At 57.4% G+C, this 24,287-nt stretch carries 18 protein-coding genes and 5 pseudogenes; 11 read left to right on the top strand and 12 right to left on the bottom strand.

Going from position 1 to position 24,287, the window contains the following annotated elements; genetic code table 11:
• The first annotated feature begins 4 nt into the window (after window positions 1-4).
• Both PSTU_RS21070 and PSTU_RS0110370 read left to right on the top strand, forming a co-directional pair.
• A complete protein-coding gene (locus PSTU_RS21070) occupies window positions 5-2,068 on the top strand; it encodes a dynamin family protein (protein ID WP_019340961.1) in 2,064 nt (687 codons plus the stop codon).
• Window positions 2,069-2,095: 27 nt separating this feature from the next.
• Window positions 2,096-4,372 carry a dynamin family protein gene (locus tag PSTU_RS0110370; protein WP_019340960.1) on the top strand — a complete coding sequence of 759 codons (2,277 nt, stop codon included), beginning with the start codon at window positions 2,096-2,098 and terminating at the stop codon, window positions 4,370-4,372.
• Between the two features lie 336 nt (window positions 4,373-4,708).
• Here PSTU_RS0110370 and PSTU_RS0110365 read toward each other — a convergent pair whose 3' ends face one another.
• The 3 genes and pseudogenes from PSTU_RS0110365 to PSTU_RS20660 all read right to left on the bottom strand — a co-directional run.
• The gene (locus tag PSTU_RS0110365) at window positions 4,709-5,719 is read right to left on the bottom strand and encodes a helix-turn-helix transcriptional regulator (protein WP_019340959.1); all 1,011 of its coding nucleotides are present in this window, start codon (window positions 5,717-5,719) and stop codon (window positions 4,709-4,711) included.
• Window positions 5,720-6,598: 879 nt separating this feature from the next.
• Window positions 6,599-6,697: pseudogene (locus tag PSTU_RS21340) on the bottom strand (antitoxin Xre/MbcA/ParS toxin-binding domain-containing protein); the annotation flags it as partial.
• 54 nt (window positions 6,698-6,751) lie between these two features.
• A pseudogene (locus PSTU_RS20660) lies at window positions 6,752-6,937 on the bottom strand (antitoxin Xre/MbcA/ParS toxin-binding domain-containing protein); the annotation flags it as partial.
• Window positions 6,938-8,216: 1,279 nt separating this feature from the next.
• Between PSTU_RS20660 and PSTU_RS0110350 the strand changes: the two are divergent.
• Complete coding sequence (locus PSTU_RS0110350) at window positions 8,217-8,462, top strand: AbrB/MazE/SpoVT family DNA-binding domain-containing protein (protein WP_019340957.1); 246 nt, start codon at window positions 8,217-8,219, stop codon at window positions 8,460-8,462.
• Between the two features lie 687 nt (window positions 8,463-9,149).
• Here the strand turns inward: PSTU_RS0110350 and PSTU_RS22280 are convergent.
• A pseudogene (locus PSTU_RS22280) lies at window positions 9,150-9,287 on the bottom strand (helix-turn-helix domain-containing protein); the annotation flags it as partial.
• A gap of 231 nt (window positions 9,288-9,518) precedes the next feature.
• Between PSTU_RS22280 and PSTU_RS22275 the strand changes: the two are divergent.
• Window positions 9,519-9,704 carry an Arm DNA-binding domain-containing protein gene (locus tag PSTU_RS22275; protein ID WP_413771558.1) on the top strand — a complete coding sequence of 62 codons (186 nt, stop codon included), beginning with the start codon at window positions 9,519-9,521 and terminating at the stop codon, window positions 9,702-9,704.
• A 390-nt stretch (window positions 9,705-10,094) separates the two neighbouring features.
• Here the strand turns inward: PSTU_RS22275 and PSTU_RS21320 are convergent, their stop codons facing one another.
• Together PSTU_RS21320 and PSTU_RS0110345 are read right to left on the bottom strand one after the other, a co-directional pair.
• Window positions 10,095-10,481: an outer membrane protein assembly factor BamE gene (locus tag PSTU_RS21320; RefSeq protein WP_157999800.1), complete on the bottom strand. Its 387-nt coding sequence runs from the start codon at window positions 10,479-10,481 to the stop codon at window positions 10,095-10,097.
• Between the two features lie 228 nt (window positions 10,482-10,709).
• Entirely contained in the window at window positions 10,710-11,153 is a 444-nt protein-coding gene (locus PSTU_RS0110345; RefSeq protein ID WP_019340956.1) for a TM2 domain-containing protein, read from the bottom strand.
• 918 nt (window positions 11,154-12,071) lie between these two features.
• Here PSTU_RS0110345 and PSTU_RS0110340 point away from each other — a divergent pair.
• From PSTU_RS0110340 to PSTU_RS22270, 4 genes and pseudogenes are all read left to right on the top strand, one after another.
• Window positions 12,072-13,679 (top strand): OmpA family protein, encoded by a 1,608-nt coding sequence (locus PSTU_RS0110340; RefSeq protein ID WP_237709858.1) that lies wholly within the window; start codon window positions 12,072-12,074, stop codon window positions 13,677-13,679.
• A gap of 21 nt (window positions 13,680-13,700) precedes the next feature.
• Complete coding sequence (locus PSTU_RS0110335) at window positions 13,701-15,296, top strand: hypothetical protein (RefSeq protein WP_019340954.1); 1,596 nt, start codon at window positions 13,701-13,703, stop codon at window positions 15,294-15,296.
• Entirely contained in the window at window positions 15,293-16,126 is an 834-nt protein-coding gene (locus PSTU_RS0110330) for a hypothetical protein (RefSeq protein WP_019340953.1), read from the top strand. The genes PSTU_RS0110335 and PSTU_RS0110330 overlap by 4 nt, the downstream gene beginning before the upstream one ends.
• Before the next feature lie 65 nt (window positions 16,127-16,191).
• Window positions 16,192-16,335: pseudogene (locus PSTU_RS22270) on the top strand (IS3 family transposase); the annotation flags it as partial.
• A 265-nt stretch (window positions 16,336-16,600) separates the two neighbouring features.
• Here the strand turns inward: PSTU_RS22270 and PSTU_RS0110325 are convergent.
• Together PSTU_RS0110325 and PSTU_RS0110320 are read right to left on the bottom strand one after the other, a co-directional pair.
• Window positions 16,601-17,326 (bottom strand): DUF4198 domain-containing protein, encoded by a 726-nt coding sequence (locus PSTU_RS0110325; protein WP_019340952.1) that lies wholly within the window; start codon window positions 17,324-17,326, stop codon window positions 16,601-16,603.
• Window positions 17,327-17,383: 57 nt separating this feature from the next.
• The gene (locus PSTU_RS0110320) at window positions 17,384-19,507 is read right to left on the bottom strand and encodes a TonB-dependent siderophore receptor (RefSeq protein WP_019340951.1); all 2,124 of its coding nucleotides are present in this window, start codon (window positions 19,505-19,507) and stop codon (window positions 17,384-17,386) included.
• A gap of 138 nt (window positions 19,508-19,645) precedes the next feature.
• On the opposite strand from PSTU_RS0110320, the gene PSTU_RS0110315 reads away from it, so the two are divergent.
• On the top strand, window positions 19,646-20,014 hold the full coding sequence (locus tag PSTU_RS0110315) for a PH domain-containing protein (RefSeq protein ID WP_019340950.1): 369 nt from the start codon (window positions 19,646-19,648) through the stop codon (window positions 20,012-20,014).
• Between the two features lie 95 nt (window positions 20,015-20,109).
• Here the strand turns inward: PSTU_RS0110315 and PSTU_RS0110310 are convergent, their stop codons facing one another.
• Window positions 20,110-20,295 (bottom strand): hypothetical protein, encoded by a 186-nt coding sequence (locus PSTU_RS0110310; RefSeq protein ID WP_029404715.1) that lies wholly within the window; start codon window positions 20,293-20,295, stop codon window positions 20,110-20,112.
• Between the two features lie 282 nt (window positions 20,296-20,577).
• Between PSTU_RS0110310 and PSTU_RS21315 the strand changes: the two are divergent.
• Window positions 20,578-20,868 (top strand): annotated as a pseudogene (locus PSTU_RS21315) (LysR substrate-binding domain-containing protein); the annotation flags it as partial.
• A gap of 439 nt (window positions 20,869-21,307) precedes the next feature.
• On the opposite strand, the gene PSTU_RS0110295 reads toward PSTU_RS21315, so the two are convergent.
• The 3 genes from PSTU_RS0110295 to PSTU_RS0110285 form a co-directional block, all read right to left on the bottom strand.
• Window positions 21,308-21,745, bottom strand: coding sequence for a YqaA family protein (locus PSTU_RS0110295; protein WP_019340947.1), 438 nt, complete (start codon window positions 21,743-21,745; stop codon window positions 21,308-21,310).
• A 145-nt stretch (window positions 21,746-21,890) separates the two neighbouring features.
• Complete coding sequence (locus PSTU_RS0110290; RefSeq protein WP_019340946.1) at window positions 21,891-22,133, bottom strand: hypothetical protein; 243 nt, start codon at window positions 22,131-22,133, stop codon at window positions 21,891-21,893.
• Between the two features lie 233 nt (window positions 22,134-22,366).
• Window positions 22,367-22,795, bottom strand: a complete 429-nt coding sequence (locus PSTU_RS0110285) for a DNA methylase (protein ID WP_019340945.1) — start codon at window positions 22,793-22,795, stop codon at window positions 22,367-22,369.
• 379 nt (window positions 22,796-23,174) lie between these two features.
• Here PSTU_RS0110285 and PSTU_RS0110275 point away from each other — a divergent pair, with 379 nt between their 5' ends.
• Window positions 23,175-24,128, top strand: coding sequence for a TAXI family TRAP transporter solute-binding subunit (locus tag PSTU_RS0110275; protein ID WP_019340943.1), 954 nt, complete (start codon window positions 23,175-23,177; stop codon window positions 24,126-24,128).
• The last annotated feature ends 159 nt before the right edge of the window (window positions 24,129-24,287 follow it).

Below are 24,287 nucleotides of genomic sequence, written 5' to 3'. Positions count from 1 at the left end.
AAGCATGTCCCTCGACTTCAACTTTTCCCTGGAAGAGCTGGAGGCCGCCGAGGCGGCTACCGCCAACCCCTACCTCAGCCACCCGGCGCGCGGCTTGCAACTGCTCGCCCGGCTGATCGGCCATCCCGCCCCGGAGGCCGTGCAGGAAGCCCAGCGCGCCCAGCTCGCCCGCCTGCACGCCCTGATTCACCAGGACTTTATCGCCCTCACCGCCCGCGGCAGCTACCCCGGCGAGGCCCAGGCCCTGCGTCACCTGCTGGCGCTGGAGGACGCACTGGAGAACCTCGCCCTGTTCCCCGACCTGGCCAGCAAGAGAGTAGTCGGGGTCGGTGGCGGATTCAGCGCCGGCAAGTCGCGCTTTCTCAACACCCTGCTCGGCGTCGACCTGCTGCCCGAGTCGCTGGAGCCGACCACCGCGATTCCCAGCTTCATCACTCGTGGCGAGGCCAACATAGTCGCACTGAACTGCTTCGACCACCGGATTGCGCTGGACCGCGACGCCCTGCAGGCGATTACCCACGCCTTCAACGACCACTACCGCGGCAGCCTCGGCGAGGGCTTCGGCTTTGCCCATATCCTCAAGCTGCTGATGCTGCACCAGCCTCACCTGCCGTGGGACGGCCTCGCCTTTCTCGACACCCCTGGCTACAGCAAAGCAGACGCCGAGGGCGCTGCAGAGACCGACCAGAATATCGCCCTGCGCCAGCTCACCGAAGCCGATCATGTGCTCTGGCTGCTCAGCGCCAAGAACGGCTCGATCCGCCAGGACGATTTGGACTTCCTGCGTCGCCTGAACCACCCGCAACCGATCTTCTTCGTCGTCACCCAGGCCGACCTGGTCGGCGAGGCGCGCATCGACGCGATCCTCGAGAGCGCCCGCGCCGCCATCGAACAGGCGGGGATTCCCTGCGCCGGACTAATGGCCTGGGCCGCCCCGCTGGGCAGCGAACATGGCGGGCGGATTGCCGGTGACGATGTCCGTGTCTGGCTCGGTCAACTGGACAGCCGGCCCAAGTACACCCAGCACCGCCGTACCTGCGAGCAGATACTGGACGGCTATATCCGACACAACCAGGACAGCCTGGCGGACAGCCGCAAAAAACTCGCCCTGCTCAACACCCTGCTGCCACTGGCCGATCAGTTGCCGGAGAGCGAGCGCAGCACGCTACAAGGACTGATTCGCGAGCAGCGTCATAGCCAGGGGGCTTTCAAAGAGCAGGTCGAGCAATTTATCGCACTAAAGGGCGAAATACTGAAGCTAGTCGGGGACATCGTTGGCGAGGTGGCGGTAGATGCGCCATCAAGCGACGAGATTTTTCGGCAGGCGATCCAGCATCATGATCAGCAGCAGTACGAACTGGCTGCTACTCATTTCCTGCAGGCGGCGATGCTTGGTCATGCATCAGCTCAATTCAATTTGGGTGTGTATCACGCGAATGGCGTTGCTGTTGCCCAAAGTGACGAACAGGCCGTCGCTTGGTATAGAAAGGCGGCTGAGCAGGAGCATGCCAGCGCACAATTCAATCTTGCCGCACACTACGATACGGGAATCGGCGTGGCACCGGATCAGTACCAATCTGCCAAATGGTATAGCAGAGCAGCCCGGCAGGGGCATAAAGAAGCTCAATTTATCTTGGGCTTAGGCTACGCAAACGGTCAAGGGGTACCGCACGACGAACAACAAGCCATCGAGTGGCTCCAAAAGACTGCCGCGCAGGATCACCTTGAAGCGCAATTCCATCTGCTCCAACTCTCAGCGAGCAAAGGAAACATAAACTCCCAGTATGCGCTGGCCATCTGCCATGAGACAGGCCGAGGCACAGCTGAAGATCTTGCACAATCGGTTCACTGGTATAAAGAGGCCGCCAAGGCAGGACATCCTGATGCACAGCTCAATATTGGCAAGCACTATCTCTCTGGAGAGGTCCTGACAAAAAACTCCGCTCATGCAAAAAGTTGGCTACGAAAATCTGCAGCCCAAGGGAATCAACGGGCCAACGCTCTATTGCAGAAGCTGGAAGAGCCAAGCGGACCGCTCTGGTGGCTTGTAAACAATCAACGAAAATAGAATTTCGGATCAACAAGAAGTAACTTCATGCAAGGATTCCAGTCCATTCTGAACAATTTGCAAGCCCATGCCTCCATCCTCGATGGCGAACAGCTCGGTAACTTGCAGGTGCTGATCGACGGGCTGCAGAACAATCTCCAGTCCGTACGCGAGGAAGGCCGCAATTTGCGTATTGCCGTGATCGGGCAGATGAAGGCCGGCAAATCATCCTTCCTCAATGCGGCCATCTTCGAGCGCGACCTGCTGCCTAAGGCCGACACGCCGATGACCGCCGCGCTGACCAAGATCGTCTACGCACCGAAGGCAAGCGCCGAAGTGGTGTTCTACAGCGCCGACGACTGGGCTGACATCGAGCAGCGCGCCAGCGAGTATCCGCGCTTCTACGCCGAGGAAGAGCGCAAGCTGATTGAGGAGCGGCAGCCCGCGCAGGCGAGCCCCTTTGCCAAGGCGTGCTCCGCACCACCGCACCAGCCCATGTCCGAAGAAGTCAGGCAGCGGATTCCCGAAGCCATCAAATCCTCGGTGGAACTGGTGGAAAAGGCCCGCCAGCAGCGCCTCGACGTGCAGGAGTACCTCGGCAAGACCCATACCCTGGAGAACATCGACGGCGCCGCGAATCTAGCCGATGCCCTGCAGGACTACGTCAGCAGCCACGGCAGGTTCACTGCCATCACCAAGATGAGCGTGCTGCATGTCGACGACCCGCGCTTGGAAGGGCTGGAAATCATCGACACCCCCGGCTTCAACGACCCGGTGGTGTCGCGCGGGCAGATCACCCGCAGCTATCTTGGCCAGTGCGACGTGATCTTCCAGCTGTCCAACGTGGGCCAGTTCCTCACCTCCTCCGACATGTCGGTGCTGCGCGAACAGCTGCCCGAGGCCGGCATCGACGACAAGGCGGTGTTACTGATCGGCTCGCAGCGCGACCTGGCTCTGCGCCAGGATCGCGGCATCGCCGCCACCGCCAGCAAGCTGACCGAGCGCCTGCCGCCCGAGCAGCGCAGCGGCGCCCGCGCGGCGGCGATGATGCAGTTGCTCGACAAGAAGCTGACCGGGCTGGCCAACCAGACCCTCGACCTGCAGATCAACCAGCCCGGCCAGGACGAGAAGACCCGGCGCATTCTCGGCGCCGTCAAGCAGACCGCACCGCGCTTCGTCTCCAGTTGGGCGTGGATGATCGCCAAGCAGTTCGACAACCTGTCCGACAACGACCGCTACCATCTGGACCAGCTGTGCACCGCCACCGGCTACCCGTTCGCTCCGGATAGCCTGCGCCAGCTCTCCAACATCCCGGCCCTGCGCGACGAGCTGCTGGCCCAGCGCCAGCGCAAGCAGCAACTGCTGGCCGGCAAGGAGCAGGCGCTAATCGCGGGCGTGCGCGAGGGGGCACGCGAGCGACTGCAGAAGATGGCCGAGGAACTGGCCAGCCGCAGCGAGCGTATCCGCAGCGGCAATATCGGCGAGCTGGAAAAGACTGAGCAGGACATGCTCAAGCGCATGAGCGGCGGCAAGACCAGACTGGAGGACGTGTTCGACGAGCAGTTCGTCAAGGCCAGCCAGCAGTTCGCCCTGCTCAAGACTGAGATCCGCGCCCAGGCGCAGAAGTACAGCAAGGTCGAGGTGCTCAAGGAAACCAAATCCGAGTCCTATGAAGTGTCCAAATCGCGCTGGTACAACCCGTTCTCCTGGGGCAGCAGCGAAACCCGTTACCGCGACGTGGTCACCGTCTACGCCAGCGCCCAGGATGCCATCGAGCAAGTCGAGGCCTTCGCCATCCAGACCACCCAGGCGCTGCAGAAGGCCATCCTCGACTGCGTGGACCTCGACGGTCTGCGCCGCAAGGTCGGCGTGGCGGCCATGGACCTGTTCGATACCGGCGATGCCGGCTTCGATGCCGAGCTTATGCTCGCCGAGGTCAACAAAAGCCTGCGACGCATCACCATTCCGGACGTGTCGTTCGGCGATAAGAACTACGGACGCGACATCGTCAAGTCCTTCGGCAGCGACCGAGTTTCGGAGAACCAGATCAACGGCCTTAAGGAAGCCCAGCGGGTAGCGGTGGCGGCAATCATCGCCGACCTGGAGAGTGAAGTGGAGCGCAAGGTCAAGGCGATCGGCGACAGCCTGGAAAGCACCGGCAAGACCTTCGTCGAAGACATGACTTCCGATATTCAGCGAGCTCTGACCCAGCTACGCGCCGACATCCTTAACAAGGAGCACACAATCCAACAAATTGCTGCCGCCCATGATGTAGTGCAAGTGGCGCTTGCCACCGTTAGCGAGCCTTCCGCTGTTGGGTTATAGCCTACGACGAACGGCTGGCCGCTGGCGGCGACCCTCGCATAGCTATCCGAGCGAGGTATTCCGAACACCGCGTCATACACTCGAAAGCCCCGCTGGGCTCTCCTAAAGGTTTAGACGCTTTGCTTGATTCATCGTGACGAATGCACGAACGGGGTAGAGGCACAGCTGGGGCTGCTATTGCGGGCATGGAGGCCCTCGCTCTGCGCTTCTTCCCTGAAGAAGCGCAGTCAAGCCATGAGCCCTGCAAGACCGTCAGTCGGAAGCATAAAGAACACGGTACCTTCGCTAAAGTTTGTCCACTAAATGTGCGGATCTTTTTTCAGGTTGAGTCGCAGCTTATTGAAGCTGGTACATCTGCCGCAGTGATTCAAGCCGCTGCTTGATTTCGTCCACCCAGATCTGCGGCGAATGCACATGGATTTGGTCGTTAAGTCCGAATACCCACCAAAGCGTTTCTCTGTCCAGCGGCACGTGTGCGACCAGTCGGTGCCAATAGCGATCTGGAATCGTCTGAATAGTTTGCTCACTACTAAGAGGCGTCTCTCTTAGCAGCGAGGCAAGCTGAGGGTGTATATCCGCAACTAGCTCGACCCGCTCATCGGCCTCGCGCAGATTGAAAACACCGCTTTCGATGTAGCGATCCACATCGAAGTCCTGGTGCGCATCAGCATCGACATCGAGGACTTCAGCTTGCTTGATACGGTGAAGCGCGAACTGCCGGATGTCACCGTAGCCATCGACCGAGCCGAGCAGGTAACTGATAGAGTGGCGAGAAACCAAGCCCGCAGGATGTATTAGGAGGCTTGAAAGGGTCTCCTTACTACGACTGAAATAACTGATTCGCAGCTGCCGTCGCTCCAGCAACGCCTCAGATACATATCCCCAAATTCCCGGCGTCAACTGTGCCGGCAGAAGCGTCTTGCCATTTGGTAACGCGCGAACGCGGTGTGCCCAGTCCGCGAGTTCGTTGCGACTCAAACTGTCAAGATAGTTTCGAGCTCTGCGGAACTGCGAGCTCAACTGATCAAGTACGCCTTGTGGAAGAAGCATTGCCAGATGGCTTTCGGACAGGTAGAGCGCCAATGCAGTTGGCGTATCCATCTCGATAAGATCCAGCGGGACGTCACGGGTAAAGCTCCATCGAAAGGGCGTCTCACTGTCGTCACATTGCAGGGAGAACGCCGTGGAGAGACGATTGAGATCGCGCTGAATCGAACGAAGCGTGACGGAGAAGCCGCGATCTTTGAGTTTTTCCTGCAAGGTAGGGGTGGAGATGCGGCGGGGCTCTGTTGGAATCAGCCGTAGCAGAGCAAGAAGCCGGTGCAGCGTATCCTTCGCTTCAGACATGAAAAGCCTTGTTTAAATCGCAAGTGCGCGACATCACCGCGTCGTATATCTAATCGCGCCGAAAAAAATGAGATCATAACGCCACCACATGGATGCTGAATAGTGAAGACAAAAAACGCCCAAATAGTACTTCGCGGCTCCATAACTCCCGCTTTCCTCTCGATCCTCGCATGTCCAAGCGTCACGCCTTACTCAAAAAACCGGCACGCACTATCCATCCGATTCGCGGCGTGGCCATATGAAACCAGGCGGAGCAACCCGCAAAGATGGACGCAATCTTGAGGCGTCCCGTCCATCGCTGCTTCAGCTCAATATTCGGGAAAACTGCTCCAGCCGCGCCATGAATATCTCTCTTTGAGAAGCCGGTCCATGGTCTATCGACTCATTCCCGCAGCGGGGGCAATGAGCGAACCAGTCGCGCCCAACGACAAGCGCATCACTCTGAGGGAAAGTCGTTTCCTTCCAAGAACAACGAGGGCATACGAAGGTAAAGGGATGGGGTTGTACAGGCATATCGAAAACCTCGCGGTTTATTGGTGCCCTCAAACTAACCGAGAGCGGCGACAGGCTGCGTCGCAGGGTCCACCCATGCGGGGCGGCCGCTTGCCCGGGCGGAGATCCGTTGCATTTAGGTCGATCTCTCAGAGCTCTTGATGGCGTAAGCAGCCAGCATCCAACCGTATCCAATGCAGCGAAGCCTACAGGCACCGCTACTTCCAAAAACTGGCGATTGAGAGATCCGCGGAGGCGTACACGGCGTTTCGCCCTGGTGGACTCCAACGGCCACCCATCATGTACGCACCGATGCCCTGTCCCAGGTGTCCTTGCAAAGCTCGCGGTCGAGGCGCCATGCGTACCAGCCAGACCAGTGAGTTGGATTCACTGATAGACCCTGCATTCGATACGTTCCAGATAATCCTCGACTGCCTGAAACCCCAACGGATTGTCGATAACGTCCAGCGGCACGTCGCCATCCAGGTGCCCCGAGGTCGAAGATTGAGTAGGAGCGTTGGGGCACGCATCGGCTGCACTTCACTGGTAGACGCCGCGCTCGATGCGCTGCAAGTAAGCCTCGACGGCCTGCAACCCTACCGGATCAGTGATGATTGCCAATGGCAATTCACCATTGAAGTACTTGCAAGGTCGGCCAAGCCATTCCTCGGCCAGTTTTTGGTTACCAAAGACGGCGATCGCCCGCTCCAGCACTTTGTTGTACTGGCCTGAGCTGAACGGAACCGACTGTTTCTTTACTAGACGCTGTTTGCGCATCCGACCTCTTCCTAACCTAGAAGAATTCCACTTCATGAGATCTTCCGAATTGAAAGCTGCAGAGTTTTTGCCGCCTGAAGATGCAAGGTGATCCAATAATGTTCAACGCGCGCCATCATGATTACGCCCTTTTTTGGAATCCCTCCATTCCACCCACTTCGCAAAACCCCACGCCGCGGTTCCCATTGTCAGCAAGGCCCAGAGTAGCCATTGCGGAAATTGGTACTGGCCGCTTAGCCAAAGACCTGCGCCTCCGCTAAGCATCGCCATAAAAAACCATCTCATCAGCTGTTCTCCCGTTTAGATACGAACTACCAAGATACCGGGTGCTCGGCTGTGCTAACGCCTGCGCTGAAAATTTGGTGAACTCCTAGATGGGGAATTGAGAACGGGATCCGCAGGTCAGCGCCAACCTTTCCAAGGCTTGAAGTCACGTCGCTCAGACCAGGGCAAGCGAGGCTAAATCGTGAAGTCCTCGGCGCCTATAAGCCGGCATTTCGGGTCAGCAGACCGCAGCAGAGGCAAGACCTTATCAGCCGTTTCCAGAATCCGAGTCCGGAAATATTTCATTCACCGCTTGGAGCGGTCGAGATTGAGCCTCTGTAGTAATTGAGGACTGAAACGGCGACGGCGCGGCACCCGCCTGACGAGGTTTTTCAGAAAACGGGAATCGACGTTGTAAAGACACGCTCCCCTCACTCCAAGTGCTCATTTCCACCTTGCGCAGAAGCTGCATGGGTGAGCTTTTATGCCGCCAGCAGAGCTGCACGGCGCGTTAGGGCCAGACCGTCCGCTATGAAGCCGTCCCGCGTGGAAAGCGATAGTTATCAGTTTTTCTGTGGTGGGAACTGCAGAGTTCGCAGCGTCTGAACACCCTAGATCATCTAGCCCTGATCGCGCCTTTTCTCTGCGGCCCGCCTTCAACCCTCTTGGCAAAATCCCCCTTCGAGGTGCTCAGTACCAGCAAGCCCGAGTAGCCTTTGCAGGAATTTGCATTGCTGCTTAGCCAAAGACCTGTGCCTGCGCTGCATCACTGGATAAGCCTCGGTTTTTGAAAGGCCGATGCGATTGGTGTCAGAGCAGTGGCAGGTGCCAGTCCTAAACGGTGGTTACAACGCTCCGAGCTAGCGTTTTGCTATGCTTTCGATCTGCGCCGCGGGACTTCGTTGGCAACAGCTCACCGTTGCCTCCCCCTGCGGACATCCATTTAACCGTTCCATGAGTCATGATGCAGCATAAAGTGGTGATCGAAGATTGGGACGGCGACGGTGCTGTTCGGCTTCCTGACGAGGTCTTGCAGGAAATGGGCGTCGACGTTGGGGACACGCTCTACCTCCTTGAGGAGTACGTGGGTACAACCCGCTGTTTGGTGCTCAGTAAGTCACCGCGTATTCCCGATCGCGTGGATGAGCTGGTTGGCCACTGGGAGTCGTTTGGCAAGGTCTCCGCCGAGATAAACGCCAAGGACGAGTGAGCTAGCTGCCACACTAACCTCGACGCATGCACGGCCTTGGCCCCTGCGAGGGTAGAGTTCCTCCACCAGAAAAGCATTGCTAACGCTGGGCCCTGCGCACTCCTGTGTTGCCTATTGATGTAAAAGCAACAGCAGAGGGCAACATAACGGGTTTGTGTGGACGTGGGGAAGCCCAATGCGGGAGGCCTTACGGATAGTGTTAATACCTATGACCATGCTGGGCTAAGTCGCTGCCCATAGGCCGCCAGCCGCTTTTCGAAATTCAAGTCCGGTGAGAAGGCGGCAGGGCGAGCTAGGGGCTGGCTAGGTGTCAAAATCGCTGGAGCCCATTTCGTTTTTCGTGCCCTAGATAACCACCCTCAGATACCGCTAAACGCTATAGACTGCAGGCAGCGAGATAAGGCCAAAGCCTTGCAGGACGGTACTTAGAGACATTTTTGAACCTTTGCCGCTAGCCTAAATACCTGTACCGCATTGCCCTCCGAAGGAGGGGTCGTGGGTTCGAATCCCGCCTGGTGCGCCATATAAAACAAGGGCTTAGGTGAAAACCTAGGCCCTTTTTTTTCATGTTTCCAAAAATGTGTCCATTCTGTGCCCATCCCAACCAGCATTCGGAATGACCACTGCCCTTATCTGCAGGGCGTTGGTGAACACTAATGGCTTTTATGAGGGGTAGCGCGGAAAGCGTTACTCAGCATCTCCAGGTAACTCAGTTACTCCCTTTAGTAAATCGCCCAATTCGCACCCCAGATACTCACATAGCAGATCAATATGATCCGTCGACGTGTTGTAGCCGGGCGTGTCGGCTATGCGGGACAACGTGGCTCCGGAAAACCCATGGCATCACTCACGTCTTGAAGGGTGATTCGCCGGATTCCGTGCTGCAGGAAGATATCCACTACTTCCGCCCTTTTGGTGGTCGGTAAATCCTTTTCATCTGGCAAGCTGTCGAGCGCGACATGGTGAAGTTTTCGCGGGCAATTGCTTCGGCATCCCAATGACCAATGGTGGTGTTTGCCATGGGTAAGATCGTCGCGCGAAAAATAAACGGGGAATCTGTTCTTTGATTTCCGCTATCTGGGCAAGCGGTGTCGAGAGCGAACCACGCTGGCCAACACGCCAGCCAACCGTAAAAACTGCAGAAGTTTCTCGATCGAATTGAGGCCGAGATCACCCTTGGCACCTTGGATTGCAAGAGTATTCCCCCTCAGGGAGTCAGGCTCAGGTAATCAGCAGGCTTAAGGCCAGGCGTGGAGATTCGAAATACCGATGTTTTTGGACTTCGCCGAACTCTGGTTCGACGAGAAACAGATGGAGTGGCGGCAGAGCTATATCAAGACAGTGCGACTCACACTTAAAAAGCACCTGCTACGACCTTCGGCAAAAAGGAGTTCAGCGCCATCACCAAGGCAGACATCCTGGCTTTTCGCTCGGCACTCGGCAAAGTCCCCCGGCAGAAAGGTCAGAGTCTGTCAGCGACGCGAATCAACCACATCATGACGCCATTGCGCATGATCCTTAATGAGGCTGCTGACCACCTTGAGTTTACGTCACCCTTCCTCGGTATCAAATCCCTGAAGATGCCCAAAACGAATGCTGGCTAGTGTTGCTAGCGGGGCGCTAACAATGTTTTTACATTCCGGCAGCATTTAGTAGTGGATTCCCACTTTGTCCGGGTGCCCCGCCAGTCTTATACGCATTCACCACAACACCTCTTTTGTTGAATTCAATGACAGTATTTTCGAATTTATTTTTTTCAAATGGTAATGCCGGGATGAGAGTATAAGTATAAGTCCAAACTTCTTTACCAAGTACCTCCGCTCTCTGCGGCGGATTTCCAATCATAGCGATCACGTCGGCCTGACGTGTTTTACCCTTTTTGAAAGAGTCGATCTGTTGCTGGGTCACATAAGTGCCAGTACTATAATCAAGACCTGATGCGACGTTCTTAATCTGTGCACAGCCACTCAGTAGGGTGGCTGACAAAATAGCAGCAACAAAAATTTTGATTTTATACAAAATACAATTCCTTTTAGTCAACAAGACGCGCAATGCAAATCTCCACCGCTCGTAAAATACTGGAGCTTTGCGCATATATGAGCTAGCCATTCAGTGGTGTTTCTTAATCACCTTCTGAATGAGAGCCAAAGAGTTAATACTTAAAGTTTACATCTAAAGGCGCCAAACCATCGGTGCGTGAAGATTTTCTCAGCCGCGATTATTGAGCGCCTTATTATCTAGCTTAGATTAGAACCAAGCTTTCTTAGCAAGAACATAGGTCTGCTCAAAATCTTCTTCTGATTTCGTAAGGTAGATAATGAATTCTACGAAAGCGATTAGACCTATAATGAAAGATGGAATCCCTAAGATTATAAATCCGAACACGAAGACCAGCAGCATGATCAACCCTTGTGTTTTATATCCGAGGTAAAATTTGTGTGCTCCGAAAGCGCCTAGGAAAAAGGCTAAGAGTGCGGCTGTTAGCTTTTTCGAGTTCCCATTGGCGGCAATCTTGATAAGATAGATCGCTTCGGCTTCGTGACCATTAACTGAAAAGTCTACTTGGCTCCCCGCGCTAGGTAGAGCGGCACTTTTCCAGTGTTCAACATTAAACGAATATCGAGACCCATCATCACCGGAAATCACACCGTTGCGGCTTTCCACATTATAATCTAATACTTTGCCTTTCATTTATAACTCCTTCCTTGGCTCGCTTGTCCAACCAAGATCTACGACATTAACCGTTACGAGTGATCCACGACATTTACGTATTGCACGCCCTTCATGGTAGCACTAGGCTACCATAGCCGATACGCCAAGATAAACATTAAAAAGGTCGCAGCAGGAATGACGGTTACACGTCCGTAATAGCCGACCTCGCTGCGGTAGCACCCGTTGGCTTGAAGCTGATCGACTCCTCTACCGATTTGCGCGCAGAAGTTGCCGCTTCAGTTGTTCGACTTGGCCTTCTTCAGCCCTCAGTAGAGGCAACTGCGGAGCTCAATATGTTGAGATACCTCTACAGAATCTCGGCGAGATTATCCGACACCTTGAGGAAGAAAAGGCGGAGCTAGCTGCAGGACCAGCATGGCACAAAATGAACTGTTCATTGCTAACCATGCCCCGCTCATTGTATCCATTGCCAATTCCATCTGTTCAGTGACCACCAGTACGACGTCGAATTGAACGATATGTCCACTAAGACGACACGTCGGTATTGTTTGCTTGAACAGGTAGAGAAACGCAGTAGGTTATTCCTACGGTTCGAATGAGGTAAAAAAGCGGAGCTGCGTCTTTGAGCTGGCTATGGGTGCTGAAACCGAGGTGCTCGGTGATCCGTCCTCGGACGCCGATCTGTTGTCGGGCGTGACGACAACCCTGCACCTGCGGTTTCGTCAGCTGAATTACGGTCGTGTAGCGAGGCTGCGGTGGCAATTTCTACAGCGCACAGCGCCCCCGCGTATCGACGTAAGCAACGTAGCGCAGAACTGTCGTCGGCTTAGAAAACAAGTTCGCTGAATTTTCGAGCGCTTTGTTTTTTCTAGACTAAGCAGGCCCTTCGGATCAGTGCCAAAAAAAATGCTCCGTCGACTGGTTCACGGTAGCGGTGTGATCAATCTCTCTGTAAATTCCGTGCGCGACATGTGCCTATTGGCCGCCAAAACATATCGACAGGGAACCGTCATGCACCATTCGTTTCGCCTAACCGCGCTCAGTTGCGTATTTCTTACGATTGCCGGCTGCAGCAATCAGCAGATGCAGGGGCTAAAAGACTCTGTCACCACCATTGGCAAAGACTATGGCATGCCGGTCCTGTGTGGGGTCGGAATCATTGCTGGTGGTGCAGCAGGGTACGCGCTGAAGGGCAAAGACGGAGCACTTATCGGTGCAGCAGCCGGCGGCGCAATTGGCTGCATCCTGGGCCATGCGTGGCAGTCCCGCCTTCAAGAGCTGGACCGCATCGCCAAGGAAGAAAACCTGAAAATCTCCACCGAACAGCTAACGGTGGCGTCCGGCGCAATCGCCACCGCCGTGCCAAAGGAAGCGGGTCTCGTTACCCAAATCGAAGACAGCGGCATGTTTGCCAGCAACTCTGATCAGCTGACCGATAGCGGCACGCGCGCTGTCACCAAGCTGGCACAGATGTATGCCAAGCCCACCGAAACTGACCCTCAAGCGGCCACCGAACAGCTCCAAACGCGTCGCCTGCTCGTGGTAGGCCATAGCGATGCCACCGGCGGGGCGACGTACAACCAAAAGTTGTCCGAGCGCCGTGCACGCACCGTGGGCAAGGCATTGGTTCGTGCGGGCATTCCCTCCACATCGATCTTCTACCAGGGCGCGGGGTCTTCGCGCCCAATTGCAGACAACAGCGACCCGCTTGTGCGGGGGCAAAACCGTCGCGTGGAGATTGTAGAACTGGCCAACGAGCAGGCCTTGGCAATGCGAGCGCAGGCTGAGGCAGGCAATACAAAGTACCTGCATTACGGCACATCCACGACCGCCAAGCCGAAAGCAAACAGCGGGCGGACAGCAGAGACATTTCAATCTAAAAGCGCACCGGCGATTGTTGAGAAAACGGCCTCCAAGATGCCTGCGTCTCGCAACGTCAGCACTGCAAAGCAGATCGCCAAGGCAGAGCCTGCGATCGATTTTGCTGGCAAGCCGGCTCAAGCGTACAACTGGTCCATGGCTCAAAACATCAAGCCCAAGCGCAGCGGTTTCGAGCTGATCAGTTCGGCACGCGCCAGCGAAATGCCAATGGCCAGCTGCGAAACCGACATGCCACGCAACGCCGGCGAAGTGCTGAGCATGAAAGACGACAAACCTTTGCAACGTCGTGCCACCCGGGACTATCTGCCGGGCTACAACAACCGCGTGTGGGCAAACACCGTTAATGGTCACTTGGTCACGGTATCCCCCGTCTCGATCCTGCGCGAAAACGCACAGGTGGACCGCCAGCCAATTCTGCAAGTGGTCAAGGACTATGACCAAAACAGCAGGAAGGCCCAGACAATCAAGGCCGTCGCCAATACCTACGAAGGCGAAAGCCAGGTGCTGTATCGCGTTTTCGCCAGCGACGCCAAGGCATCGGTGTCGTGCATGGATCTCGTATTCAGCAAGGGCAACGCCAAGGTTACCGAAGGTGCTCTGTACTATCCCGCCGGCTCTGAAGCCTACATGGCTTCGTTCATGCCCATCCCTGCTACCAAATAACCCCAGTCACGGAAATCCGAAATGGAAGACTTTTCTCTAGCGGCACTCAAATCCTTGATCCTTGCCAATCAGTTGATTACCGCGGGCGTACTTTCGCTGTTGGTAAGCGCCGTATTTGTGTGGAAATATTGGGAGCAGGTTTCCTACTTCTTGATTCGCGTATGGCATAGCTTTCCGCTCGTCGGCACTGTGGCTCGCCTGGCTCGCAAGCCGTCGTCGGTCGACAGCGATGGCTGGATCAACCATGAAGTGACCTTGGCTGGTGTGTACTACCGAGAATTCAAGAAATATGTGAAGGGGCCTGATGCCTACAATGCTTCGCTCGACTATCTGGCCAAGGCTGGTGAAGCTGGACGCCCTCCGCGTCCGGCGTGGGTGCTGTTTCTGGTCGTCGGCCTGGTCCTGATCGAGGCGATGGGTTTTGCCTACGTTCTCGCGGGCTGGATGAACATGGATGCCTCGACCAATGATCGTCACTTGCTAACGGCTGGCACCGCAATCCTGCTGGCCGTGGCTTCGGCGATCTTTGCCGAGGCTGCCGGCCATACGGTGCACCACAACACTCTGATTGCCCGTGCTCGTCATTGGTGGCAGGGAGAGGAGCCGAGCAAGCGTTCGCGTTCTCTGAAGGCCAACAAGGCGATCAACCTTGAAGACTCGTTTTCGGACAATAACAGCCCTGACTACGAGCAACTGCTGGCCCGCATGAAGGACGTCAACTCCAACGTTTCGCGCAAGTTTCTGTGGCTGATTGTCTGCGGCGCCTTTGTAGCCAGCATGGCAATTGGTGCCTTCGTGGTTCGCTCCGCCACTCTGGATAGCATCGAAACCGAAATGGTCAACGGCATGCGTGCTGAGGCTTCTGCACAAAGCGACAGCAGTATCGGTTCGCCATTTGACCTGCCTGATGAATCCCAAGCCATTAATGACGAAGCTGAGGACGCAACCATTACAGATAAGATGGAGGCGATCCGCCAGGCGAGCCTGACCACCTACGTCATGCTGTCATTGATCTATATCGCCATTCAGGGCATCAGCATCTGGCTGGCTAGCAAATATTATTTCGCCGGTACGCATTCCTACACAGCGTGGCGCCTGACACACAAGTACGCGACGGCCGAAGAAATGATGGATGCTATGGACCTGCACCGTACAGCCATTGCCAGCCACGCCGACGATAAGCTGCGCCGACTGCAGACGAAGCTTTCGAGCCGCGACCACACCAACTCCGGGGTGCTTGCCGCCCTGGAAGGCGAAAGTTCGGCGCACCGCAACTTCTTGGCCTATGTCCAGTACAAGGCCGGCAAGGTCACTCAGAGAGCTGCGATACAGCCAGTTCCTCCTGCTCAGCCCGCCGCAGTCACCGTGGCGCCGCCGGTTGAAACCGTAACGGCACCGACTGTCGGCGAAACTGCGCCTGCCGTTGCGATTGAATCTATCGCTGCGATCAAAGCCTCAGAGTTTCATGATGTCACCGGCCTGGCCGAGGAGAGCCTTGCAGTCGCCAGCCGCGCGCTGAATGTCACCGAAGCTCAACTGCGTGAGATACGCGAACAGCAGCAGACTCTGAAAACGCTGGGCCTCTTCCCGACCAAGACAGAGGGAACGTTGTCGTGAAAGCTGCCAAGGCCCTGATCTTCTCACTGGCTCTGCCTTTTACGGTGCTGGCGTCTGAGCGAAACGACCTGCAGAGCTGCTACGACCGTGGCGGCCTGACTGCGATCAAGCCGCCGGGAACCGGGCGGGAGTTGGTCGTCATCATCGACCAGACCATCCCGATGCCTGAGGATCTGCAGCGCGGCAGCTGGGCCCACGTTGACCGATTTGTTCAAGCCGGCGACAGGGTGAAGCTGTACACCTTCTCGGCCTTTCTGCCTGGGGAATATCTGCGCCTGGCCTACGCAGGCGAGCTGGACATGCCGCTCGAAGGTGAAGTGCGTGACGACGTCAACATGCGCAAGTTACGCTCGCTCGACCAGTGCCTGGCGACTCAGAAAAAGGCATTTCAAGCTGGCTTCGGCAAGCAGTTCGTGAAAGGTTTGCGCGATGCCCGCCAGGACATTCCAAAAAGCGAAATCATGAACTCACTGCGCAAGGTGGGTGAGGACATGCAGCGTGAACAGGGCGTGAATGATCGCGTTGTCTATCTGATCTCGGACATGCTTGAGCACTCGGACTACACTAGTTTCTACGCCTCAAACCAGATCAAGCAGCTCAACGTGACTAACGAGCTCAAGCTCGCAGAAAGTAAGGGGCTGTTTGCCGATCTGCAGGGTTCACGCGTATACGTTTCGGGTGCCGGGTTGGTCACCGACTCGGTCAAGCATGCCTATCGCTCCGGCAAGACCATGGATGCGCTCGGCCAGTTCTGGTTTCAGTATCTGAATGCATCAAACGCGACGCTGGAAGGTTTCGGCACGCCAAGCCTAAGCACCGATCTTCGCTGAGTAGTCATAGTCCCCAAAAAAGCCCGCCATGCGGGCTTTTGTTGACTCTAAGGACCTGACGTCTGAAGCAAAGGATCAAGGAGCTTGAGCCGCAGCTGCGGGTTACATGTCAGAAAGCGCAATTCTTCGAACCGGTAGTCGATACTGAAGACTGATAACGGCGTATCGATAGTACAAAAGCGACCCGGCAGGTCCTCTCGCAAGAAAGAAGCATCGAAGTAGCCGGGTACTGATTCACCATTCCGATCGTGGAATCCAAGGCGGATGCAACCGGCCCGTCGCAACACTGAGTTGCTGAGTAGATCTTGTTGCGACGACCGGTTGAATTCACTCAATTTGCTTGGTTCTGTACCAAGCGCTGCATAAGCGCCACAAGGCCCGATGCTTGATGACAGATGGATATGGCTGCCGAACCACTAAAAACCGTCGTGGTTGCGTTTTGATCAGGCTCGTTTCGCTGGGCGAACGGTACGATCAGTGCTCATGCTTCGCGCTGACGAAACTCAGCGAGGAGAACATACCCCGCACGCGTGCGTCCGGGTCTTCGCTCGGGACCGTGGTGGAGGCGGCGATGACGTTAAGGCCGTGGTTGCGCACGGTGATCTTCGCCTTGCCCTGCTTGTTGGTGGTCGCAGCCACCTCGTCCGGGTTGTTCACGTAATCGGCGATCAACTCGACGTCGGCCGCTGGTTTACCGTCTACCAATACCTGAACCTCCAGCGCCTTGCCCGCTTCAACCGCCAAGGGATCACGCTGCGGCACGATGACCAGTTTCAGCTTGTCCAGCGCAGGCAGCTTGGCGCCCTCCTCCAATACCGCCAGGCTGTACTTGTAGTAACGCCCGGAATCCAGCGCGCCGGGAACCTTCGATTCTCCGACGTTGAGCCACTGCTTGTCCGGCGCCTGGGTCCAGTAACCGTTATCCAGCGCCACGCTGAGCACCGCCGGCGATTCAATCGGCTTCAGCCGTGCGTGGTCCTCTAGCCGCTCGACTGTGACAGGGATTCGGCTGCCGTGGTGGTTTGTGGCCCAGGCGCCGGAGATTTTCTTCGGGTCAAAGGCGTTGTCTTCGGCACCATGACCGTAGATCACCTCGATGTTGCCGCGACGCTCTTCGGTCCACATGCCGTGGGCCGCGGCCTGCCCTGCCATCAGTGCAGCGATCAAAGTCATGGCGTATTTCGCGTGGTGCTTGTTCATCTTCCATCCTTTTGGACTAGTGAATGACGAGCCGGCCCGGGGCGAGCCGGCTCTGCGTTACAGGTTCAGTGACAGGCTCAGGCTCAGGTTGCGCGGCTCGCCAGGCATCACCCAGACGTTGCTGTAGGAGCGCTCGTAGTAGGTGCGGTCGAAGGCGTTATTGAGATTCACGCCTAAGGTCATGTCCGGCGTGGCTTTGTAGCGCGCCAGCAGATCCATGGTGGTGTAACCCGGCAGTTCGAAGCCGCTGTCCGTCACGTTGCCGGAGCGCTCGCCGACGTAATTGACCCCGCCGCCCAACTCCAAACCGCGCAGTCCACCGTCGAGAAACTCATACACACCGAGCAGACTGCCGCTGTGCTCGGGCACGTTGAGCAAGCGACTGCCGCGCGCGAGGGTGTTGTCTTCCGTCACTTCGGCATCGACATAGGCGTAGGCGCCGATCAGCCGAATCGCGTCGGTCAGCTGGCCGGTCAGCTGGAAATCGATGCCGCGACTACGCACCTCGCCCGCGGCGATCTGATACGCGGAGTCGACCGGATCGGCAGTGAGTACGTTTTCCTTGGTGAGGTGAAAGGCAGCGACGGTCATGCCCAGACGGCTGTCGAGCAGGTTGAATTTGAAGCCCGCTTCGTAACCAACGCCTTCTTCCGGATCGAATGCCGTGCCTGACGCATCAATGCCGCCATTGGGCTTGAACGACTGCGAGGCATTGGCGAACACGCCAACTTCAGGCATCAGCTGATACAGCGCCCCAATGCGTGGCGTGACCTTTTCATGGGTCTGCTCCATGCGCGTGCTGACGACTACTTCGTTGTCCAGCCGATGCTCGTAATGGTCGTAACGGGCGCCAACAACACCGAAGAATTTTTCACTGAAACGGATCTGATCCTGCAGGTTCAGCGAACGGGAATGGACCCGTTCGTGGCGGTGGGTGCTGCGCCCATCGGGGCCAACACTAAACGGCGGTCTTAGCTGCCCATAGACCGGCTCGTAGATATCGATTTGCGAGACAGGACGGGAGCGCATCAGGCGTTCGTTCTTGACGTAACGCTCGTATTCGGTGCCGATCAACAGGTTGTGTTCGATGTCGCTCGTATAGACCAGACCGCGCAGCTCCAGCTGAGTGATGCTGTCCTGCCAATCGAAATCGCGGTAGCGGTATTCTCGGTTGAGGGTATGCGTGTCAGCCGCAAGGCTGCTCGCTTCAGTCGCACCACCGCTCAGGCGACCCTGCTTGTAGTGGCTGGCCAGGCGGACGGTCCAGCTGGCGTTCAGATCATGCTCGATCTCAGCCTGCAGGCTCTCGTTGTTGTTGTCGATGTCACCGTCGCCGGGCTCACCGAAAAAGTCCGTACGCGAGACGCTTCCGAGATAATCATTTGGCGCCACCACACCACGGTCGAACACCTGGCTGTTGCGGATGACTTCGGCTTGCACCAGCAGGCGCGTCTGCGGCGCCAGATCCCAGCTGAACGCAGGCGCGAAGAACTGGCGCTCGCCGGAGCGGTAATCGCGAAAACTCTTGCTGACCTCTACCGCTAGATTCATGCGGTAGAGCATCTTGCCCTCGTCATCCAACGGTGTGTTGACGTCCAGGCTGCCGCGATAGCGATCCCAGCGCCCAGCGCTCAGGTCCAGCCGGGCGAACCTGTCGTTCTGCGGGCGCTTGCTGACGATGTTGATGGTGCCGCCTGGGTCACCGCGACCGTACAGGCTGGACGACGGCCCCTTGAGCACGTCGATGCGCTCGACGTTGGATGGGTCCTGAGGGTTCATGTAGCCGCGGTTGACGCTGAAGCCGTCCTTGTAGAACTCAGAGGTCGTCAGCCCACGAATGCTGTATTCGTACATGGTCAGGCCGCCGAAGTCGTTCTGCCGCGCCACGCCGCCCGCATAATCCAGCGCCTTTTCGATACGCGGGCTATCCAGATCTTCAAGCACCGTGGCGGGGATCACGCTGACCGCCTGGGGAACCTCCTCCAGCGGCGTATCCGTCTTGGTGGCGCTCGCTGAACGCCGAGTCCGGTAGCCCTCTGCTAAGACTTGTTCCCAGTCTGCCGTGACGACCACGTCTTCAAGAACTGCGCTGTCTGACTCCTGCGCCAACGCTGACATGCTGGCCAAACCTGCCGCGGCGGCTAGTCCCAAAATGCTTGCTGCAACGCTACTGCTGTTCATACCCGCTTCCGATCAAATGTTATACCGTAACATTTGATCGGAAGCGGTCTGTCACTGTCAAGGCCGCAGGCGCTCTGGCAAGCCGCGTTCAGCTAGGGCAGCATGCAGCGACAACGATCCATGACGAGGAACGCAGCGATGATCGATTTTGATAACAAGGGTTTCTTCAAGCTAAAGCAGAACGATGAATACGCAGAGCGGGTCCGCTCGCTGCTACTGGACGACGAACAGGTGATCGATTCCTACAAGTCCATGCGTGACGGCGTGGTGTTTACAGACAAGCGGATCATCGCGGTCAACGTGCAGGGCATCACCGGCAGCAAGAAGGATTTCACGTCCTTGCCCTACAACAACATCGTTGCCTATTCGGTGGAGACGTCAGGAACCTTCGATCTGGACTCGGAACTGGAGGTTTATTTCTCATCGCTGGGGAAGGTCAAGTTCGAGTTCACCGGCAAGACCTCCATCGTCGAAATATCGAAGCACATTTCCAAACACGTGCTCTGAACTGACACAGCGGCCGGATACCGACCGACACCCAATCTGGCTCGCTAGTAGGGATAGCGAGCAGTTTGAGGTCAGCAGCAACCAAATGGTCGACGTTACCGTTCGATTCCCATGTCAGGGCAAGCTTCTTCGGATGCCACTTCGGCACGGCGGGAAGGTGACTTGGGGGGGCTGGGTTCTACTGCGCGGATACCTAACGCGACGAGCAACGTCTCGCTCATTTCCATGAACGAATAGCCATCGGCCCATATCTCGGTTTTGCCGTTCAGTCTGTTATCCATGCTTTCCATATCCCTGGCTGGCGCGGCCACTCAGCCATGCGTTCGAATTGTTGTGTTACGCCTGTGGCGATACGCAACTAGAGCATACGGCGTGCCAATCTTTTGAAAGTAATTTCTACTTGAGTATCAAACAGTTATACGGAAAGTGGTTTCACCTTCTGTTGCAAGATGCACGATTCGTCAACTGCACTCTTGCGATGTGCATGTCTGCCGTTTTTTTGAAGCAGGTCACAAACCAGGCCCGCGTGGGTGATCAAGCACCAGGCTTCGCTCGACGTCAGAGATAAACAGCTGATGTCGCTGAACGAGAGCCTTAGCTACGACCTGGATTGCGCACAGCTGCCGCTGTTTGCCGATGACATCTTTTCTCGTCACGCCGGTCGATTCACCCATCGCCCAGCAGGCGGAACTCGACCAGAGCAATCTGCGCAACGCCACCTCATCACGCTGACGCAAGATTCCGCGACGCACCAGGACGGCAATCGGGTCCTCCAAAAGGCGGGCTTCGAGCCCAAGGTGGCGATGCAGGTTAATGACGTCTTCACCTTGCTGAGCATTGCCAGCTGTGGCGTCAATTGCTCAAACGTACGCAGCGCCGGCAGATCGCCAGCAGCCGTTGCTCGACAAGCTGTTCCGGGCGCACATGGCGCAGCAATGCAAAGGCCGGCATCACCGAGGCATAGCGCTGATTACGGCTGGAGCCACGCAGGCCCACCGCGATCAGGCCGGCCGCGGCAACTGTGCGGCCCTTTTTTCGCGGTCGAGACCGCTCTCACGGACGCAACTAGACCGAACCTGCGGGGGCGGTTCTAGACCGCGAATAGCCCCTCGAACCCAGTCCCAACCAGCCCGCGCGCACCCGCTCGCGCAGCTTCTTTTCGCGGTGCAGACCCTCCCGCAATTGCAAGCCACCCGCACCGAGCTGCCCCGTGGGAGCGGTCTTGACCGCGAATGGTCCCTCAACCACAGAGGCGTTTCGTTACGTTGAGCTTAACGATGGCGCTGGATCACCTTAAAGCCAGCCAAGCGTCACGCTGGCGAGCAACAGGTAACGCCCGCCCTTGGCCAGGGTGACCAGCAACAGAAAGCTCCATAGCGGCTCACGCAGGGTGCCGGCGATAACGGTCAGCGGGTCGCCGATGATCGGCACCCAGCTCAGCAATAAGGACCAACGGCCGTAGCGGTGGTAGCGGCGCTGAGCGCGTTCGAGCTGTTGATCGCTGACAGGAAACCAGCGCTTGTGACGCAACCGTTCGACCGAGCGGCCCAGCAGCCAGTTGACCAGCGAACCGAGCACGTTGCCTGCCGTGGCGACCAGCAACAGCGCCGTGGCCGGCTGTGCTCCATGCAACAGCAACACCACCAGCACGGCTTCGGATTGTGCCGGCACGAGGGTGGCTGCGGCGAACGCGGCGCCGAACAGGCCGAAATAGGCGGAAAGATCGAACATTAAAAAAGGTACGGAGTGTCGGGCTCAGGTAGTGCCAGCGATGAGAAAGCAGATACCCGCGAAAGTCTGGAGGCTGCACGGCACTGACAACGCACCAGGCAAGGTAACAGAGGATTCGATGAAAGGCTCACCGCCCGCTAACGGTTCATCGGCCGGGCTGCGGATGAAAACCCGGCACGGCGTTGGGCCTGTCTATGCGGCCAGCCGGCAGGGTGCAGTTGAGATCGCGGAAAGGTTGGCCGTCGAGCAGTTCCCAGCCGTGCCCAGGCGAGGTCTGGCGGCAGATCACCGTGCCATCGGCCTTGCTCTGCCATCGGTAATACGGCGCCGGGCCGGCGGTGGCTGATAAAGGCAGGCATACGATGAGCGCGAACAATACAGCACGCATAGGGCTGGGTTCTCTGGAGATCTGGCGCCACTTTAGCCGGATCGCTTGGGAGCACAAGCGCGGCCGGTCGGGATGGCTAGCGCGACCCGCACGGCAACCGTCACCGAATGCGCGCGCAGCAGTACCGGGTACGCCACGGTGCGATCGCCAGCAAGCCAGCGCCTACACCAGCCGTGGCGCAATGGGACTGGGTTCTACGCGGGCTGGTACGTGCAAGATCGTTAAAGCTCTGATCAATACCAGAGCGTTTGCGCCTCGCGCATGAAGATCTCCACGGTCTTTGGCCCGACGCCTTCGAACTCGGCCAGGCGCTTTTCCAGCGCCTTGCGATCCTTGCTCAGCTCGCGGATGTTGCCGAGCTTGCCGCCGTATTCGCTGTTTAGCTTGTTGCACAGCTTGAGCAGTCGCTCGGCCGTTGACTCGTCGTAGCGCACGTAGCGACCTTCACCAAGCATGTTCACCAGCTCCTGCTTGCTGCAGTTACAGAGCTTTCGCGGCGTGTCGCGCTTGTGCTTCTCGACGATCACGCGGTAGCTGTCCGCCGCGATGTCCTGCTGGATGCGCTTGCCGAACAGAAAGCTGGCGATGAACCACTTGAACAGCTCGTCTTCGCCCTGGCTGATATCGATCCCGAGTTCTTTCGCACTGATTTCACTGGCCATTGCTGCGCCTCGCTTGCCCTATTTCTTCTGTTGCGACGCCAGCAGCCGCTCAGGGTTCGCCTCGGCCATGCCAGGTGATCGGCAAGAATCCGCCTATGAAGGCTTCATCCATAAGCGGGTTCTTGCCAGTGGGCGCTGTAACCAGCCAGAAATCTACCGAAACAGAGCCTTCAGCGTATATGGCACAACTCGTGCTATGTCTGACATGCCCGATGCGACGACCAATGACAAGAAAAGCCGCACAGCACTCCTGCTCTCCTCCACGAAAGCACATCCGTCGCCGTCTCTCTTTTCTTGTCGTTGCATGCAGCCCTGGCGCTGTAGCTGATCGTCTATCGTCAGTTCTGCAAAACCAATAACAACGAAACGGAGATACACCATGAGATTGACCAAACGCTTCAGCCTGCTTGCTGCCGCAGCGGCCTTCACCGCGAGCACCGCCGCAGTGGCCGCGCCGACCTTCATCAACATCCTCACGGGCGGCACCAGTGGCGTGTACTACCCAATCGGGGTAGGCATCTCCCAGCTGTACAGCAAAGGCATCGACGGCGCGAAAACCTCCGTGCAGGCAACCAAGGCTTCGGTCGAAAACCTTAACCTGCTGCAAGCCGGCCGTGGCGAGCTGGGCTTTGCCCTCGGTGATTCCGTGGCTGATGGCTGGAATGGCGTGGAAGACGCGGGCTTCAAGGCCCCGCTGAAGAAGCTGCGCGCCATCGGCGGCAGCTACCCGAACTACATTCAGATCGTTGCCAGCAAGGAATCCGGCATCAAGACGCTGGCTGATCTGAAGGGCAAGTCAATCTCCGTCGGCGCGCCGAAATCCGGCACCGAACTGAACGCCCGCGCCATCCTCAAGGCCGCCGGCCTGAGCTACGAGGACATGGGCAAGGTCGAATACCTGCCGTTTGCCGAATCGGTCGAGCTGATCAAGAACCGCCAGCTCGACGCGACCCTGCAGTCCGCAGGCCTGGGTATGGCCGCGATCCGCGACCTTTCCTCCACCATGCCGCTGAACTACGTGGAAATCCCGGCAGATGTGGTCGCCAAGATTGGTAACGACGCCTACCAGGCCGCCAAGATTCCGGCCGGCACCTATGAAGGCCAGGAAAACGACGTGCCGACCGTCGCTATCACCAACATCCTGGTTACCCACGAAGATGTACCGGATGACATCGCCTATCAGATGACCAAGCTGCTGTTCGAGAACCTCGATCAGTTGGGCAATGCGCACTCCGCTGCCAAGGACATCAAGCTGGAAAACGCTACCAAGGCGCTGCCGATCCCGCTGCACCCGGGTGCCGAGCGTTACTACAAGGAAGCCGGCGTACTCTGAGTACGTCCCGGGCAGCCCCTGCTGCCCGGTCTGAACCGCGGGCGTCTGCCCTGACACCCGCGGCTCGCCCAACCCGAATCTGAAGAGGCGCTAGTAAAACCAGCGTGCAGGCACGGCAGGTTTTGTTAGCGGCTCTACGCGACCACGTTTTATCCAGCT

It is taken from the genome of Stutzerimonas stutzeri SDM-LAC (assembly GCF_000235745.1).
Classification (GTDB): domain Bacteria; phylum Pseudomonadota; class Gammaproteobacteria; order Pseudomonadales; family Pseudomonadaceae; genus Stutzerimonas; species Stutzerimonas stutzeri_H.
Note: the sequence above shows the minus strand (reverse complement) of the source record. Positions and strands in the feature narration are given on the sequence as shown.

Bases quoted from the DNA above. Each gene is read 5' to 3' on its own strand.
- PSTU_RS0110345 (WP_019340956.1), bottom strand. From the start codon at position 11,153: ATGAAAGGCAAAGTATTAGATTATAATGTGGAAAGCCGCAACGGTGTG.
- PSTU_RS0110335 (WP_019340954.1), top strand. From the start codon at position 13,701: ATGGAAGACTTTTCTCTAGCGGCACTCAAATCCTTGATCCTTGCCAAT.
- PSTU_RS0110285 (WP_019340945.1), bottom strand. From the start codon at position 22,795: ATGGCCAGTGAAATCAGTGCGAAAGAACTCGGGATCGATATCAGCCAG.
- PSTU_RS21070 (WP_019340961.1), top strand. From the start codon at position 5: ATGTCCCTCGACTTCAACTTTTCCCTGGAAGAGCTGGAGGCCGCCGAG.
- PSTU_RS0110290 (WP_019340946.1), bottom strand. From the start codon at position 22,133: ATGCGTGCTGTATTGTTCGCGCTCATCGTATGCCTGCCTTTATCAGCC.
- PSTU_RS0110325 (WP_019340952.1), bottom strand. From the start codon at position 17,326: ATGAACAAGCACCACGCGAAATACGCCATGACTTTGATCGCTGCACTG.
- PSTU_RS0110320 (WP_019340951.1), bottom strand. From the start codon at position 19,507: ATGAACAGCAGTAGCGTTGCAGCAAGCATTTTGGGACTAGCCGCCGCG.
- PSTU_RS0110370 (WP_019340960.1), top strand. From the start codon at position 2,096: ATGCAAGGATTCCAGTCCATTCTGAACAATTTGCAAGCCCATGCCTCC.
- PSTU_RS0110365 (WP_019340959.1), bottom strand. From the start codon at position 5,719: ATGTCTGAAGCGAAGGATACGCTGCACCGGCTTCTTGCTCTGCTACGG.
- PSTU_RS0110275 (WP_019340943.1), top strand. From the start codon at position 23,175: ATGAGATTGACCAAACGCTTCAGCCTGCTTGCTGCCGCAGCGGCCTTC.
- PSTU_RS0110295 (WP_019340947.1), bottom strand. From the start codon at position 21,745: ATGTTCGATCTTTCCGCCTATTTCGGCCTGTTCGGCGCCGCGTTCGCC.
- PSTU_RS0110310 (WP_029404715.1), bottom strand. From the start codon at position 20,295: ATGGATAACAGACTGAACGGCAAAACCGAGATATGGGCCGATGGCTAT.
- PSTU_RS0110315 (WP_019340950.1), top strand. From the start codon at position 19,646: ATGATCGATTTTGATAACAAGGGTTTCTTCAAGCTAAAGCAGAACGAT.
- PSTU_RS0110350 (WP_019340957.1), top strand. From the start codon at position 8,217: ATGCAGCATAAAGTGGTGATCGAAGATTGGGACGGCGACGGTGCTGTT.